This window comes from Kocuria sp. MNB10 (assembly GCF_054073685.1).
Map to the genome: position 1 here is coordinate 429137 of NZ_CM133411.1, position 15298 is coordinate 444434.

13 protein-coding genes are annotated in these 15298 nt (G+C 69.5%); 8 read left to right on the forward strand and 5 right to left on the reverse strand.

Translation table 11 applies throughout. The features are described from left to right. Positions 1-26: 26 nt before the first annotated feature. Entirely contained in the window at positions 27-1436 is a 1410-nt protein-coding gene (locus ACW9PK_RS01900) for an acetyl-CoA C-acetyltransferase (protein ID WP_457016327.1), read from the reverse strand. Between the two features lie 72 nt (positions 1437-1508). Between ACW9PK_RS01900 and ACW9PK_RS01905 the strand changes: the two genes are divergently transcribed. After that, entirely contained in the window at positions 1509-2210 is a 702-nt protein-coding gene (locus ACW9PK_RS01905; RefSeq protein ID WP_239318228.1) for a TetR/AcrR family transcriptional regulator, read from the forward strand. Continuing rightward, complete coding sequence (locus ACW9PK_RS01910) at positions 2210-4324, forward strand: acyl-CoA dehydrogenase family protein (RefSeq protein WP_457017149.1); 2115 nt, start codon at positions 2210-2212, stop codon at positions 4322-4324. The genes ACW9PK_RS01905 and ACW9PK_RS01910 overlap by 1 nt, the downstream gene beginning before the upstream one ends. 135 nt (positions 4325-4459) lie before the next feature. Here the strand turns inward: ACW9PK_RS01910 and ACW9PK_RS01915 are convergent, their stop codons facing one another. Genes ACW9PK_RS01915 through ACW9PK_RS01930 form a run of 4 tightly spaced genes read right to left on the reverse strand, consistent with a single transcriptional unit; the run spans position 4460 to position 8061 of the window. Then, positions 4460-5377, reverse strand: coding sequence for a PP2C family protein-serine/threonine phosphatase (locus ACW9PK_RS01915; protein ID WP_144999020.1), 918 nt, complete (start codon positions 5375-5377; stop codon positions 4460-4462). Beyond that, positions 5374-6534, reverse strand: coding sequence for an adenylate/guanylate cyclase domain-containing protein (locus tag ACW9PK_RS01920; protein ID WP_457016328.1), 1161 nt, complete (start codon positions 6532-6534; stop codon positions 5374-5376). The genes ACW9PK_RS01915 and ACW9PK_RS01920 overlap by 4 nt, the downstream gene beginning before the upstream one ends. After that, complete coding sequence (locus tag ACW9PK_RS01925) at positions 6527-7138, reverse strand: hypothetical protein (RefSeq protein WP_064846907.1); 612 nt, start codon at positions 7136-7138, stop codon at positions 6527-6529. Before ACW9PK_RS01925 ends, ACW9PK_RS01920 begins: the two co-directional genes overlap by 8 nt. Beyond that, the gene (locus ACW9PK_RS01930) at positions 7135-8061 is read right to left on the reverse strand and encodes a biotin--[acetyl-CoA-carboxylase] ligase (RefSeq protein ID WP_144999016.1); all 927 of its coding nucleotides are present in this window, start codon (positions 8059-8061) and stop codon (positions 7135-7137) included. Before ACW9PK_RS01930 ends, ACW9PK_RS01925 begins: the two co-directional genes overlap by 4 nt. A gap of 126 nt (positions 8062-8187) precedes the next feature. On the opposite strand from ACW9PK_RS01930, the gene ACW9PK_RS01935 reads away from it, so the two are divergent. The 6 genes from ACW9PK_RS01935 (at position 8188) to ACW9PK_RS01960 (ending at position 15217) form a co-directional block, all read left to right on the forward strand. Further along, positions 8188-8478, forward strand: a complete 291-nt coding sequence (locus ACW9PK_RS01935) for a YciI family protein (RefSeq protein WP_064846905.1) — start codon at positions 8188-8190, stop codon at positions 8476-8478. A 152-nt stretch (positions 8479-8630) separates the two neighbouring features. Continuing rightward, positions 8631-10211 (forward strand): acyl-CoA carboxylase subunit beta, encoded by a 1581-nt coding sequence (locus ACW9PK_RS01940; RefSeq protein WP_064846904.1) that lies wholly within the window; start codon positions 8631-8633, stop codon positions 10209-10211. Continuing rightward, positions 10208-10531 (forward strand): acyl-CoA carboxylase subunit epsilon, encoded by a 324-nt coding sequence (locus tag ACW9PK_RS01945; protein ID WP_222119012.1) that lies wholly within the window; start codon positions 10208-10210, stop codon positions 10529-10531. Before ACW9PK_RS01940 ends, ACW9PK_RS01945 begins: the two co-directional genes overlap by 4 nt. 72 nt (positions 10532-10603) lie before the next feature. Next, positions 10604-11749 carry a MauE/DoxX family redox-associated membrane protein gene (locus tag ACW9PK_RS01950; RefSeq protein ID WP_457016329.1) on the forward strand — a complete coding sequence of 382 codons (1146 nt, stop codon included), beginning with the start codon at positions 10604-10606 and terminating at the stop codon, positions 11747-11749. A gap of 188 nt (positions 11750-11937) precedes the next feature. After that, positions 11938-13674, forward strand: coding sequence for a DUF885 domain-containing protein (locus ACW9PK_RS01955; protein WP_183085805.1), 1737 nt, complete (start codon positions 11938-11940; stop codon positions 13672-13674). A gap of 112 nt (positions 13675-13786) precedes the next feature. Next, positions 13787-15217, forward strand: coding sequence for a dicarboxylate/amino acid:cation symporter (locus ACW9PK_RS01960; RefSeq protein WP_368835840.1), 1431 nt, complete (start codon positions 13787-13789; stop codon positions 15215-15217). Positions 15218-15298: the final 81 nt, after the last annotated feature.

Here is a 15298-nt window from a genome sequence, read left to right on the forward strand (position 1 = left end):
GTGTCTCGCCGTGGCCGTGAACTCGCTTAGACCGAGCGCAGCAGCATGGCCACACCCTGACCACCGGCGGCGCACACCGAGATCAGCGCTGTCTGCGGCTTGCCCGTCTCCTTGGCACGTGCGGCCAGTTCCTTGGCGGTGGAGGCAACGATGCGACCACCCGTGGCGGCGAAGGGGTGCCCAGTGGCGAGTGAGGACCCGTTGACGTTGAGCTTGGCGCGGTCCACCGAACCCAGGGGCGCGTCCAGGCCCAGGCGGTCCTTGCAGAACTCCGGGGACTCCCATGCGGCGAGGATCGACAGCACGGTGGAGGCGAACGCCTCGTGGATCTCCACGAGGTCCAGCTCCTGCAGCGTGAGGCCGTGGCGGGCCAGCAGACGCGGCACGGCGTAGGCCGGGGCCATGAGCAGGCCCTCGTTGCCGGTCACGAAGTCCACCGCGGCGGCCTCGCTGTCCACGACCTCGGCGAGTGGGGTCAGGTGGTGCTCACCGGCCCACTCCTCGGACGAGATGAGCACCGTGGAGGCACCGTCCGTGAGCGGCGTGGAGTTGCCGGCCGTCATGGTGGCCTCACCGGAGAGCTTCTTGCCGAACACCGGGTTCAGCCCGCCCAGCTTCTCCACGGTGGAGTCCGGGCGCATGTTGTTGTCCTTGGTCAGACCCTTGAACGGGGTCACGAGATCGTCGAAGAAGCCCCGCTCGTACGCGGCGGCCAGGTGCTGGTGGGAGGCCGCGGCCAACTCGTCCTGGGCCTCGCGTGTGATGCCCCACTTCTGGGTGGTCAGCGCCTGGTGCTCACCCATGCTCAGGCCCGTGCGCGGCTCACCGGACGAGGGCACCGACGGCGCGAGGTCGCCCGGGCGCAGGTCCTTGAACGCCTTGAGCTTCTGGGCGGTGGTCTTGGCGCGCTGCAGCTTGAGCAGCGCGCGGCGCAGCCCCTCGCTCACGGCGATGGGAGCGTCCGAGGACGAGTCCACACCACCGGCGATCCCGGCCCGGATCTGGCCCAGCCGGATCTTGTTGGCGATCGAGCTCACGGTCTCCATGCCCGTGGTGCACGCCATCTGGATGTCGTAGGCCGGGGTCGCGGGGTCCAGCGCGGAGCCCAGCACGGACTCGCGCGTGAGGTTGAAGTCCCGGGAGTGCTTGATCACGGCACCGGCCGCCACGGCGCCCAGGCGTTCGCCCGCGATCCCGGTCCGGGCCACGAGCCCGTCGATCGCGGCGGTCAGCATGTCCTGGTTGGACACGTTCGCGTACGGCCCGCCCGCGCGGGAGAAGGGGATGCGGTTGCCCGCCACGACGACGGCGCGGGCTCCCGTCGCTCCGCCCTGCGGCGCGGAGGAGGCGGCCGGGGCCGCAACTCGCTTGGCGGCTTCGGAACCGGTTCCGGTGGCCGGGGTGGACGGTGCCGTGTTCTGCGTATTCTCGCTCATGCGTAGTTCCTTTCGGGGAATTTATGCGATCTGGATCACTCGGGATCCAGAATAGCTGATACTCTCGGTATCGTGAAACAGGTCACCCACCCCGTGGACGGCAGGAGCTCGCGTTGGCAGCGGCACCGCGCCGTGCGGCGGATCGAACTGATCACGGCCGCGCGCGACGCCGTGGCCGCGAACGGTGCTGCGCTGTCCATGGAGGAGATCGCCACGGCGTGCGGGACCTCCAAGTCCGTCTTCTACCGCTATTTCAAGGACAAGGCCGGCGTGCAGGCCGCGGTGGGTGAGTACTTCGTGACCCGGATGCGTCGACGCATGGTGGCCGCGGCCAGCGAAGCGGACACGTTCGCCGCCATGATCCACGCCCTCGTCTCCGAGTACCTCAAGTCCGTGGCGGCCTCCGGTGAGGTCTACCGCTTCGTGGTGACCGCCCCCACGGAACGGGGTTCCACGATCGAACGCTTCGTGGATTCCGTAAGGGGCCTGCTCATGGAGCAACACATGCGCCACCACGGCAGCCGGGCCACGCCCGAGGGGGTCCTGAAGTGCTGGGCCGCTTCCACCGTGGGCATGGTCCGCGGTGCGGGTGAGGCCTGGCTCGAACTCGGCGGCGATACCGCAAAACCGGATCGCCACACCATGAGTCGGATCATCACCACGTGGGCCGTGGAGGGCCTGCGCCCCGTGACCGGCAGTGAATCCGCACCACCAACTTCCCCCATCAGGACGACGGGTAAACCACCCGTCCCAGAGAACCGTCAGGAGTCATGATGTCCATTACCTCGGTCAGCGGAACAGTTCCCAATACCGACCGCATCGAAGACCTGCCCGAGGACGGTGCCACCACCCCGTCCGGGATCGACACCGCCGAGCTCGGCGCCATCCTGCTGGGGCGCTGGCCCGAAGCACGCAAGGCGGCACGCGAGCGGGCGAAGGATCCCCGCTTCCAGTCCCAGTACGACCAGTCCTTTGCGGACCAGCGCAACGTCACGTTCGAGCAGCTCAAGCTGCTCGCGGATGCCGGGCCCCAGTACCTGGGCATGCCCGAGAGCGTGGGCGGGGCCATGAGCCCCGGCGCCAACCTCTCCGCGTTCGAGGAGCTCGTGCTCGCGGACCCGTCCCTGCAGATCAAGTCCGGTGTGCAGTGGGGCCTGTTCGGCTCCGCCGTGCTGAACCTGGGCACCGAGGAGCACCACAAGAAGTGGCTCCCCTCCATCCTAGACCTCAGCATGCCCGGTGCGTTCGCCATGACGGAGATCGGCCACGGTTCTGACGTCGCCTCGATCGGCACCACCGCCACGTACATCCCGGAGACGGACGAGTTCGAGATCCACACGCCGTTCAAGGCCGCGTGGAAGGACTACCTCGGCAACGCCGCGGTGCACGGCCGCGCGGCCACCGTGTTCGCGCAGCTCATCGTCAACGGCACCAACCACGGTGTGCACTGCCTCTACGTGCCCCTGCGGGACGAGAACGGCGAGTTCCTGCCGGGCGTGGGCGGCGAGGACGACGGCCGCAAGGGTGGGCTCAACGGCATCGACAACGGCCGACTGCACTTCGACCACGTGCGCGTGCCCCGCACCAACCTGCTCAACAAGTACGGGGACGTGGACGAGAACGGCGTCTACTCCTCCCCCATCCCGTCCCCGGGCCGGCGCTTCTTCACCATGATCGGCACGCTGGTGCAGGGCCGCGTGTCCCTCGACGGCGCCGCGACGATCGCGAACCAGGCCGCGCTGAGCATCGCGGTGCGCTACGCCGAGCAGCGTCGGCAGTTCACCACGGACTCGGACATCCAGGAGCAGACGCTGCTGGATTACCAGCGCCACCAGCGCCGGTTGATCCCCCGCATCGCCGAGACGTACGCCATGACGTTTGCGCACCAGCAGTTGCTCGACAAGTTCCACGAGGTCTTCTCGGGCGAGGACGACTCGGACGGCAACCGTCAGGAGCTCGAGACCCTGGCCGCGGCGTTCAAGCCGATGTCCACGTGGAGCGCCCTTGACACGCTGCAGGAGTGCCGCGAGGCGTGCGGCGGTGCGGGCTTCATGGCCAAGAACCGCCTCGTGGAGCTGCGCGCGGACCTGGACGTGTACGTGACCTTCGAGGGTGACAACACCATCCTGCTCCAGCTCGTGGCCAAGCGCCTGCTCAACGACTACTCCGCGGAGTTCAAGAACGCGGACGTGGGCGTGATGGCCCGCTACGTGGCGGACCGCGCCACCGAGGCCGGCTTCAACCGCTCCGGGTTGCGCAAGCTGACCCAGGCGTTCTCGGACACCGGGGACTCCCGCAAGTCCGTCAACGCCCTGCGCGATCCCGCGGCCCAGCGCGCGCTGCTCACCGACCGGGTGCAGACCATGATTGGCGACATCGCGGACGAGCTGCGGGCCGTCTCCCGCAAGTCCCGCACCGAGCAGGCAAAAGCGTTCAACAACAACCAGAACCGGCTACTCGAGGCCGCCCGCTCCCACGCCCAGCTGCTGCAGTGGGAGGCGTTCACCGCTGGTCTCGAGAAGATCGAGGACCCGGACACCAAGCGCGTGCTCACGTGGCTGCGGGACCTCTTCGGCCTGCACCTGATCGAGCAGGACCTCGCGTGGTACCTCTCCTACGGTCGGCTCTCGATGCGCCGCGGCCGCGCTCTGGAGTCCTACATCAACCGCCTCATTGCGCGCCTGCGCCCCTACTCCCTGGAGCTGGTGGACGCGTTCGGGCTCTCGCCCGAGCTGCTGCGCGCTGAGATCGGCGGCACGGTGGAGGCCGAGCGCCAGGAGGAGGCCGCGGGCTACTACCGCCGGTTGCGCGCGAGCGGCAAGGCCCCCGTCAAGGAGCCCAAGCCCGCCAAGGACCCGGGCGCCCAGACGCGCGGCCACCACGCCTGACCCGGCCGGCTCGCGCGGGGTTTCCGCGTCCGCGTGAGCCGCGCCCCGACCGTTTCATTGCGAACGAAACGCTCGGCTTGACGCGCGCACGCAAGCGTGCCCAGGCACCGGCCGCGCGATGCCCGGGACGTGAACTCAGCGGATCCTGGGGATGGACGTGGTGTTGGCGCGGGGGTCGTCCGCGCGCAGCACGTCCGCGACCACGAGCGTGACATTGTCCCGGCCACCAGTGCGCAGCGCGGCCTGGACCAGGACGTCTGCGGCCTCCTTGGGGTGCGGGACCGAGTGCAGGACGCGGGCGATGTGCGCGGGCGAGAGTTCCCCCGTGAGACCGTCGGAGCACATGAGCAACCGCTGCCCCGGCACCGCGGGCACCACGATCACGTCCGGTTCCCAGATTTGGCCCGTGCCAAGGGCGCGCGTGATGACGTTGCGCCGCGGGTGCACGAGCGCTTGGGCCGGGGTGAGCTGGCCGATCGAGACGAGGTACTGCACCTCGGAGTGGTCCACGGTCAGCTGGGTCACGCCCACGGGTCCGGTCTCGGTCGTGGGCGGCTCCCCCACGGGCGGGCCCACGAGTTGGTAGGTGCGCGAATCCCCCACGTTGAACACGAGCCACAGCCAGGTGCCGGCGATCTCCACAAGCCACGCACCCGTGACCGTGGTCCCGGCGCGCGTGCCGCACTGGGCCTGGATGGCCTGGTCCGCTTCCCACAGCACCGAGCGCACCCGGTGCACGGCCTCCAGTGCCTCGTTGGGCACGTCCGGGTCGAGCTTGAGCTGGCGGTCGATCGTCGCGCGGAACCGGGCGACGTCCGATCCGGGTGCCGGCTCCACGATCACGTAGTCGCGGAAGTCGTCGAGCGAGAACAGGTCCGAGCCACCCAGCGTGGACACGCACAGCGCGCTGGCCACCTCACCGGCCTCGTGACCGCCCATCCCGTCCGCGACGGCACACATGGTGTCCGTGACGATCAATGCGTCCTCGTTCGTCTCACGACGCAGTCCCCGATCGGTGACACCGCCCGATCGGATGGTCAGGGGAACGGTCATTCGACCTCGTCTTCCAGAAAGGGCCCGTGGCCCTGGGTGATAGACACGGGGCGCACGTCCCCGAAGCCGCGCACGTTGCGGGTGGGTTGCGGGGTCAGCACGAACCGGTCGTCGCCGTCGAGCACACGGGCGGTGGAGGCATCCACCATGACACCCCCGGGTTCCGTGAGGGCCACGAGCCGGGACGCGAGGTTCACGGTGGGCCCGTAGAGATCACCGAGTCGCGGCAGCACGCGCCCCCACACGAACGCGACGCGGGCCTGCGGCAACAGGGGGTCGTTCTTGATCACGCGGGCGAGTGCGAGCGAGATCTGCGCCCCGCCCTCGGGGGTCTCGGACAGGAACATCACTTCGTCGCCGATGGTCTTGATCACGCGGCCACCGCCGATCGAGATCACCTCCGCGCACCGCTTCTCGAAGCGCTGCACGAGGTTGGCCAGGGTGCGCTCGTTCATCTGCCGAGACAGGGACGTGTAGGAGACGAGGTCCGCGAACCCCACGCCGCGCGCGAGCGGCAGGGACGAGGAGCCCACGTCCGGGCCCGCCATCCCGAGGCTCACAGTGGACCCGTCCGCGCGTTCACCGCGCATGGCCAGTCGTTGCACGGCTGCGGAGAGCTGACGGCGCCACGCGTAGTCGAGCAGGTTCTCGAGCGGTTCGAGAATCTCCGGGAGCATGCGCAGCAGTTCGCGCCGTGCCTGGGCGTCCGTCATGTCCCGGTGGGCCACCATGTCCTCGACGAGCGCCTCGATCTGCCACACGACCATGCGGTCGGTCAGTTGCGCCACGGAGCGGGCCAGGGACAGCGCGGCCTCCTCGCTGAGCTTCTCCTCCTGTACGAGGTTGGAGACCACCCGCAGGGCCCGGACGTCCTCGCCCGTGAAGTAGACGTCGTCGTCGCTGAGGTTCGGGAAGCCCAGGGCACGCCAGATCTTCCGGGCGGACGCCGTGGACAGCCCCGCTTCACGCGCGGCCTCCCGGCGCCGCAGGTGACGCTGCGAACCCAACAACAGGGAGTCGAGGTGGCGCGCCGCCGCCTTGGACTCCTCCGACCCGTACAGGTTGGACTGCACGGGATTGTGCACGTTCAGGTTGAGCTGTTCGGTCTGCGGCCCGGTGACGTATCCGTCCGTGTGCTCCGAGGGGTCGTCAGCCACGCGGTCCTCCTTGCTGGGCGATATGGGTTCCGGGATACCCCGGTCCGGCCGTGTTGCCTCCACCACTGTAGTTGCCCGCGTCCGCCGCGGACTCGCGGACCAACGCGGCGAAGCGGGCCGGTTGCGGGCAGCTGGCGAGTTTGAGCCCGCCCAGGCCCCCGAAATCCGCGAGCACGGTGCCGCGGTCCAGGCCCTCGCGGGCCTCGCCGGGCCGGGTGGCCCCGCGCGTGACGCGCACCGAGCGCAGTTCGTTCAGGGGCAGGAACACAGCACCGTCCCGCGCCGGGGGCCCCACGAGGGCAAGCCGCGCGGTGGTCAGCACGAAGCGCGTGCGCAGCCAGCGCCACGCGGGCGAGAGCACGAACCGCCACGCGAGCAGCAATGCCGCAATGAGCAGCAGCCACCCCACGAACGCGTGCAGCGTGGTCCATGGGGTGGCTGTGGGCCGCCACGTGAGGTCCAGGACGCGGCGCAGGGCCGAATAACCGAACACGATCGCCCACGCGGCGAGCGCCGGGGCCACGAGTTTCAAGGGGTGGGCGCGGGTGGCCACGACCGTGTCCTCCCCCGGTGCCAGGTCCAGGGCGCGGCGCGAGCGTGTCATCGGGGCCTCTCGTTCTCGTGTCCGGCGTCCTCCGGGGTGCGGGGGCCGGGTCGCACGTGGACGACGTCGCCCGCGCCGTACTCGTGCTCGCGGCCGTCGTCGTCGCGCACGCGCAGCTGACCGGACGATCCCAGTCCCACGGCGGTGGCGGGCAATGGCGCGTTGCGCCCTGGCAGGTGCACGAGCACGCGGCGTCCCAGGGTGTCGAGAGCGGATTCGAGCTCCCGTCGCAGTTCCCCACCCGGCCCGAGTTGCGCGGCGGGGTCCACGCTCGCGCGGTCGAGGGCGCGGGAGAAGTGGGCGAGCACCCCGGTGAGCACCGCGCTGCGGGTGGGGACAGCGGCGTCGTTCCCGGTCTCGAGGCGCAGGGACGTGGCGCCGGGGACCGGGAGGTGGCCCTGCTGGACGTTGATGCCCGCGCCGAGCACCACGGTGGGTCCTTGGTGTGCGGCACCGGGGGGCGAGGGTACGAGGGACGCGAGGATGCCGCAGACCTTGCGTTCGCGGATCAGGACGTCGTTGGGCCACTTCACCGCCGCGGGGACGCCGGTCAGCTCGCGCACGGTGGCCGTGACACTGTGCGCGAGCATCAGCGTGAGCCACGGCAGGAGGTCCTGCGGCCACGCGCGGCCCGAGCGGTCCCGCGGCGTGAGGGCCACCGAGAACGTCACGGCGGTGCCCGCGGGGGTGAACCAGCTGCGGTCCAGGCGCCCCTTGCCGCGGCTCTGGAATCCCGCGACGACCGCTCGCAGCGGTGCCCCGGCGGCGTCGTGCGCCGCGTCCCGCGAGAGCTGTTCGACGAGCCACTCGTTGGTGGACGGGACGCTGTCCAGGATCGTGAGGCGGCACCCGTGGCCGCGCAGCGCCCCGTCCAGCTCCGCGGCGCGGTAGTCCGCGGCGGGCCGGTCCTCGGTGGCTTCCATGGGTACTCCTCACATGATTGTGCCCACGACGCATGTCGACGACGGGGCGGTACCGCAAGTTTATGTCTAGCGTCGTGAGCCGGGCATATGCTGGGACCAGCCAGCGCCACCACGAGAGGACCCGGTATGAGCGTCTACGCCTTGAACTACGTCTACGGCGGCCCGCAGGACATCCTGACCGAGCACCGCCCCGCCCACCGCGCGTTCCTGCGCGAACTGCACGAGCGCGGCGTCGTGATCGTCTCGGGGCCCTTGGAAGGTGACGCCGCATTGATCGTCCTGCGTGCGGACAGCGCCGAGGAGATCGAACGGATCATCGCCGAGGACCCCCTGGTGGTCCACGGTGTGGTCACGGAGCACACGATCCGGGAATGGACCGTGACGATCGGCTCGGTGGGGTCCGACACCTCCGCCTGAGGGACCCGGGACGCTCGCGCCCGTCGAAAGAGCACCGGCCTGCGTTGTGGGACTTCTACAAAGGCGCGTGTGGGCCCTGCAATTACACTGGGGGGCGTTCCCAGGGCTCGCGGTACGCCCAACCAGTACCGATCACGATGACGCGAGGTGTTATGAGCCACGACCTGTCCACCACAGCAGGCAAGATCGCCGACTTCCGGCAGCGCCGCGAGGAGGCCGCGGTACCGTCCGGACAGGCGGCCGTGGACAAGCAGCACGCGCGCGGGAAGAACACTGCCCGGGAACGCATTGAGATGTTGCTGGACCCCGACTCGTTCGTGGAGTTCGACGCCCTGGCCGTGCACCACAGCACCATGTTCGGCATGGAGAAGAAGAAGCCGCTGGGTGACGGCGTGGTGAGCGGTTTCGGCACCGTGGACGGGCGCCTCGTGGCCGTCTACTCCCAGGATTTCGGCGTGTTCGGGGGCTCCCTGTCCCAGGTCAACGGCGAGAAGATCGTCAAGGTCCAGAAGTTCGCACTGCGCAACGGGTGCCCGGTGATCGGGATCAACGACGGCGGCGGCGCCCGCATCCAGGAGGGCGTGGCCTCCCTGGCGATGTTCGCGGACATCTTCCGCATGAACGTGCGCTCCTCCGGGGTGGTCCCGCAGATCTCGCTCATCATGGGCCCGTGCGCCGGTGGCGCCGCCTACTCCCCCGCACTGACCGACTTCGTGGTCATGGTGGACAAGACCTCCCACATGTTCATCACGGGCCCAGACGTCATCAAGACCGTCACGGGTGAGACCGTGGACATGGAGACCCTGGGTGGGGCCCGCTCCCACAACGAGCGCACGGGCACCGCCGCCTACCTGGCCTCGGACGAGCAGGACGCCTTCGACTTCGTCCACGAGCTGCTCGAGTACCTGCCCGGCAATAACCTGCAGGACAGCCCGGTGCTCGACCACGACCAGGTCGAAGAGGTCACGGACGAGGACCTCGCCCTGGACACCTTGATCCCGGACTCCGCGAACCAGCCGTACGACATGCGCACCGTGATCGAGACGGTCGTGGACGACGGGCACTTCATGCAGATCCAGGAACTCTACGCCCCCAACGTGATGGTGGGCTACGCCCGCGTTGAGGGTCACACCGTGGGGATCGTGGCAAACCAACCCATGCAGTTCGCCGGGACCCTGGACATCGCGGCCTCCGAGAAGGCCGCGCGGTTCGTGCGTCACTGCGACGCCTTTAACATCCCGATCCTCACGTTCGTGGACGTCCCCGGGTTCCTGCCCGGCACGGACCAGGAGTTCAACGGGATCATCCGCCGCGGGGCCAAGCTGCTCTACGCGTACGCGGAGGCCACGGTCCCCCTGGTCACGCTCATCACCCGCAAGGCCTACGGCGGCGCGTACATCGTGATGGGGTCCAAGAAGCTGGGCGCGGACATCAACCTCGCGTGGCCCACCGCCCAGATCGGTGTCATGGGCTCCCAGGGTGCGGTGGAGATCCTCTACCGCCGGGACCTCAAGGCCGCCCAGGAAACTGGTGAGGACCAGCAGCTGCGCGCCGAACTCGCGCAGAAGTTCGAGGAGGACCTGCTCAACCCCTACCAGGCCGCCGAACTTGGGTATGTGGACGCGGTGATCTGCCCGTCCGAGACCCGCGAGCAGATCATCCGGGCCCTGCGCGGGCTCGCGGACAAGCGCGCGTCCACCCCCGCCAAGAAGCATGGGAACATTCCGCTGTGAGCACGGCCGAGAACAACTCACCGGCCTCGCGGGCGGCCGGTGACGTGTCCCGTCCCGCCCATGATCCGGGGACCGCGGCGGTCGCTTCGCTGCCCGAGACCACGAGTCGCCAGGACCCCCTGTTCACGGTCACCCACGGCAACCCGACCCCGGAGGAGCTGGCCGCGCTCACCGTGGTGTTCTCCGCGCAGGCCGCGGCGCAGGACGCCCAGCCCTCCCGCGCACCCAAGCCTCCGCGGTCCCAGACCCGGCGACTGCGCCTGGGCCTGCGGTTGCGACCGGGGCGCGGTGCGTGGCGGCGCACCCTGCCCGATCGCTGAGCCCAGTCCGCCGCCCCCTTGTCGGCTTGTCAGCGCACATGAGGAGGATGCATCGAAATGGATAATGTTTCCGTGGCTGTCATCTCCTCGTCCTCCCTGGGTTCACTCGCCCTCGTGCTGCTGATCAGCGGGGTGGCCAAGCTCGTCTCCCCCTCCACCGGCCCGTCCCTGCTGACGTCCCTGCCCACGCCCCTCACGGCGCGCTGGCTACAGGGTGTCCTGCCGTGGCTCGAACTGGTCCTGGCGATCGCGCTCCTGCTGGCCTCCGGGGTGGTGCTGTGGGCCGCGGCCTCCGCCGCCACGGTGCTGTTTTCGGTGTTCACGGCCGCGGTGTTCCGCGGCACCCGGCAGTCGGATCCCGCCTCGTGCGGGTGCTTCGGCTCCCTGTCCCGCGCCCCGGTGTCCACGCGGACCGTGGTGCGCAACCTCGCCTTCACGATCGTGGCCGCCCTGGCCCTGCTGCTCGTCACCGTGGGCGATTACGACGGGCCGGTCCTGGACGTCCCGTGGTGGGTCGTCGTGGCGGTCGCGATCCCCGTGGGACTCATGCTCGTGAGCCTGTGGAGCGAACGCCCGGGTCCGTCCCACGCCGGTGACCCGCACGCGCTCGCCGGGATCCCGCCGCTGCCGGGTTCCTCGCACGACGACGCCGCTGTGCCCGCCTACGCGCTCACAGCGGGTACTCCGGTCCCCGCACAGGCGGGCCCACCAGCGGGTGCGGTCCCCGGCGCCGTCGCGCCTCGACCCGCGGGAGACTCCGCAGCCCCTCGACCGGCCGGCAGTTCCAAAGCCCCCGAAGAACACGACGTCTACGCGCGTTTACCCATTCCCTACGCGGGGCTCACGGACGCCGCCGGTAACCCGGTGACCCTGCGTGGCCTGGCTGCCACCGCGGCGCGCGCCCTGGTCCACGTGAGTCCCTCGTGCGGGGCATGCACCCCCGCGATCGACCGTGCGGCGGGGATGCCCGACCACCTGGGGCCGGTCGCGGTGCACGTCGTGGTGGCCCGCGAGGAGGACCGAGATCTGCTCCCTCCGAGCCTGCGTGCAGCGTGTTTGGTGGACCGCGAGCACGAGGTGAGCGCCATGTTCGAGCACCCCGGTACCCCGTGGGTCGTGGTGCTCGGTGCCGATGGGCTGCTCGCCGGCGGCCCGGTCGCGGGTACGGACGCAGTGCTCGAGCTGCTCGCGGAACTCGAGGAACGATTCGCGGGCTGAACTCGCCGCCCCGGTGCTTCGCGGCGGCCACACCGGTGAGTACACCGGCGCGCTCCCCGGTGCCGCGGGAACCGCGCCGTCGCCGCGCCGAATTGCGACAGCGCCGACGTGCGAGCGCACACCGCCCGGGCGTGTCGGACTCGCCAGGGTGCTTGCCGCCGGCCGGAGCGTGACTAGGGTGACACTCTGTGACGCACATCGACTCCACCCCGCAGAGCCGCGAACCCCTGGCACCCCTGGGCACCACGCACCGCTCCGCGACCGCCGTGGACACCCTCGCAGAAACCTACTTCGACCATTGCATGGCCCTGGATCCCAGCGCCGCCACGTTCAACGGCATTCCCGGCCACGAGACCGACTACCCGGACTACGGGCCCGCGGGCCGCGCGGCCGCCGCGGAACTGGCCCGCACCACGCTCGAGCTCGTCGAGCGGGCGGAGCCCCAGGACGACGTGGACCGCGTGACGCTGCACGCGCTGCGCGACGAGCTGCGCCTGCAGCTGGACCGCCACGAGGCGAACCTGGACGTGTCCGTGGTCAGCAACATCGCGTCCCCGGTGCAGGAGATCCGGCAGATCCTGGACGCCATGCCGCGGGACACGGAGCAGGAGTGGAAGCACATCGCCGGCCGGATGGCCAACATCCCCGCGGCCCTGGAGCAGTACCTCGAGGGCCTGCGCGAGGCCGTGGAACTGGACCGCCCGCCGTCCGCCCCGCAGATCGTGGAGGCCTCCCAGCAGGCGGAGCAGTACGCGTCGGACAAGGGCTCCTTCGCGGTGCTCACGAACGACCCCACCGCGCCGGAGGGCGTGCGCGAGGAGCTGCGCCGCGCCGCGGACGCTGCGCGCGAGGCATACCGCGCCGTCGCCCGGGCACTGCGCGAGGAGTTCGCCCCCGGGGCGCGGGAATCGGACGCGTGCGGGATTGACGACTACCGGTTGCACCTCGCCTCGTTCCTGGGCGCCCGGCTGGACCCGCGCGAGGTCTACGACTGGGCGGTGCAGCAACTGCTCGAGCTGGATGCCGAACAGCGCCGGGTCGCGGAGCAGATCCAGCCGGGAGCGAGTGTCCCCGAGGCCATGGCCGCTCTCACCGCGGACCCCGCACGGCAACTGCACTCCCCCGAGGAGTTGCAGGCATGGATGCAGCGGCTATCGGACGCCGCACTGGACACCCTCGCGGACACCCACTTCGAGATCACCGAGCCCATGCGCGAACTCGAGTGCCGGATCGCCCCCACGCACGACGGCGTCATCTACTACACGCCCCCGAGCGGTGATTTCACCCGGCCCGGGCGTATGTGGTGGTCCGTCCCCGAGAACGTCTCCCAGCACGCCACGTGGGAGGAGACCACCACGGTCTACCACGAGGGTGTCCCCGGTCATCACCTGCAGATCGCCACAGCCCTGGCGAACGCGGGTGAGCTCAACAGATGGCGCCGGATGGGCATCTGGGTCTCCGGTCACGGCGAGGGCTGGGCGTTGTACGCCGAGCGACTCATGGCCGAGCTGGGCTTCTTGGACGACCCCGGGGATCGGATGGGCATGCTCGACTCGCAGCGCCTGCGGACGGTGCGCGTGATCTTCGACGTGGGATTCCACTGCGGCTTCGAGATCCCGGAGGTGCTCGGGGACCTGCTGGGCGGCGCGCGCGCGGGCGAGACCTGGACCTCCGACGACGGTTGGGCGTTCCTGCGCCACAACGTAGTGATGGCCGATTCCGTGCTGCGCTTCGAATGGTTGCGCTACATGGGATGGCCGGGTCAGGCGCCGTCCTACCGAATCGGCCAGCAGATGTGGCTCGACGCCCGGCAGCAGGCCATGGCGCGCGAGGGAGCGGACTTCGACCTCAGGCAGTTTCATGCCCGAGCACTGCGCCTGGGCTCCGTGGGATTGGACACACTCTCGTACGCCTTGGCCCTATAGGCGGCGGATTCTCAGGGATTCTTCAGGGTACAGGATTTTATTCCCGTGTCGCGCTGTCATATTTCGTCATGTGACCCGTGCCGTTTAGGATACACGGGCCTATCCTGGGCGCATGAATTCCGCAGAAAGTACTCGCCGTCTCCCGCGGTGGATGACGTCGTTCGGGTGGCAGATCCTGATCGCTCTGATTTTGGGTCTTCTCCTCGGATCGCTGGCCGCTGCCATGGGTGGCGACCCCGAGGAGAACCCCAACTGGCTCATGACCACGTTGGACACGATCGGCACGAGCTACGTCACCATCCTCAAGGCCGCCGTGGTCCCGCTCGTGGTCACGGCCGTGATCTCCTCCATCGCCAACCTGCGTGACGTCTCCAACGCCGCGCGCCTCGCGTGGAAGACCCTGTTGTGGTTCGCCATCACCGCGTTGATCGCGGTGGTGATCGGCATGCTGCTCGGTGTCATCGCGCAGCCCGGTGTGGGCACCGGCCAGGAACAGCCCGGCACGTATTCCGGCAGTGAGGGCTCGTGGCTCGGGTTCCTCAAGGGCCTGATCCCCGTGAACTTCCTTGGTCTGGAGACCAGCTCCAAGGTCGTGGATCCGGAGACCGTGACCACCGCCGTGAACTTCAACATCCTGCAGATCCTGGTGGTCTCGCTCGTGATCGGCATCGCCGCGCTGAAGGTCGGCAAGGCCGCCGAGCCGTTCCTGACCTTCATGCAGTCCGCGCTGGCCATCATGCAGAAGGTCGTGTGGTGGATCATCCGCCTGGCTCCCCTGGGCACCCTGGGGCTCATCGGCCGCGCCGTGTTCGAGTACGGCTGGACCTCCATGGGTTCGCTCGTGAAGTTCGTGATCACGGTTTACGTGGGCCTGCTGCTCGTGGCCTTCGTGGTCTACCCCCTGTTGATCAAGCTCAACGGGCTGTCCGTCAAGCAGTTCTTCTCGGGCGTGTGGCCCGCCATGCAGCTGGGCTTCGTCTCCCGTTCGTCCCTGGGCACCATGCCCATGACGCAGCGCGTGAGCGAGCGCAACCTGGGTGTCCCCGGGCACTACGCGTCCTTCGCGATCCCGCTGGGTGCGACCACCAAGATGGACGGTTGCGCCGCGATCTACCCGGCGATCGCCGCGATCTTCGTCGCGCAGTTCTACGGTGTGCCCCTGACCCCGATGCACTTCGTGCTGATCGCGCTGGTCTCCGTCCTGGGTTCCGCCGCGACCGCCGGCACCACCGGTGCCACGGTCATGCTGACCCTGACGCTGTCCACGCTGGGCTTGCCGCTCGACGGCGTGGGCCTGCTGCTCGCCGTGGACCCGATCCTGGACATGGGCCGCACCGCCCTGAACGTCACCGGTCAGGCCCTCGTGGCCACGATCGTCTCCAAGCGCGAAGGCATCCTGGACACCCGGCTCTACGACGCCCCGCGTTCGAGTGAGCCGTTCAAGGACGACGCCGCCCTCATGGAGCAGCCCGCCCACTCCGGTGAGCAGGGTTCGCACGCGTACGCTCCCGCCGCGCCTTCGGACGGGCAACGCACCGAGTAGGCGCCACCGACCACCGGCACTTTCTGTGAACGGGGCAGTCCGGGTTCTCCCGGGCCGCCCCGTTGCGTGTGCACATTGTGT

What these genes read in the sequence shown, in the direction of transcription:
- ACW9PK_RS01900 (WP_457016327.1), bottom strand. Translation starts at nt 1,436, where the DNA reads ATGAGCGAGAATACGCAGAACACGGCACCGTCCACCCCGGCCACCGGA.
- ACW9PK_RS01910 (WP_457017149.1), top strand. Translation starts at nt 2,210, where the DNA reads ATGTCCATTACCTCGGTCAGCGGAACAGTTCCCAATACCGACCGCATC.
- ACW9PK_RS01915 (WP_144999020.1), bottom strand. Translation starts at nt 5,377, where the DNA reads ATGACCGTTCCCCTGACCATCCGATCGGGCGGTGTCACCGATCGGGGA.
- ACW9PK_RS01925 (WP_064846907.1), bottom strand. Translation starts at nt 7,138, where the DNA reads ATGACACGCTCGCGCCGCGCCCTGGACCTGGCACCGGGGGAGGACACG.
- ACW9PK_RS01930 (WP_144999016.1), bottom strand. Translation starts at nt 8,061, where the DNA reads ATGGAAGCCACCGAGGACCGGCCCGCCGCGGACTACCGCGCCGCGGAG.
- ACW9PK_RS01935 (WP_064846905.1), top strand. Translation starts at nt 8,188, where the DNA reads ATGAGCGTCTACGCCTTGAACTACGTCTACGGCGGCCCGCAGGACATC.
- ACW9PK_RS01940 (WP_064846904.1), top strand. Translation starts at nt 8,631, where the DNA reads ATGAGCCACGACCTGTCCACCACAGCAGGCAAGATCGCCGACTTCCGG.
- ACW9PK_RS01960 (WP_368835840.1), top strand. Translation starts at nt 13,787, where the DNA reads ATGAATTCCGCAGAAAGTACTCGCCGTCTCCCGCGGTGGATGACGTCG.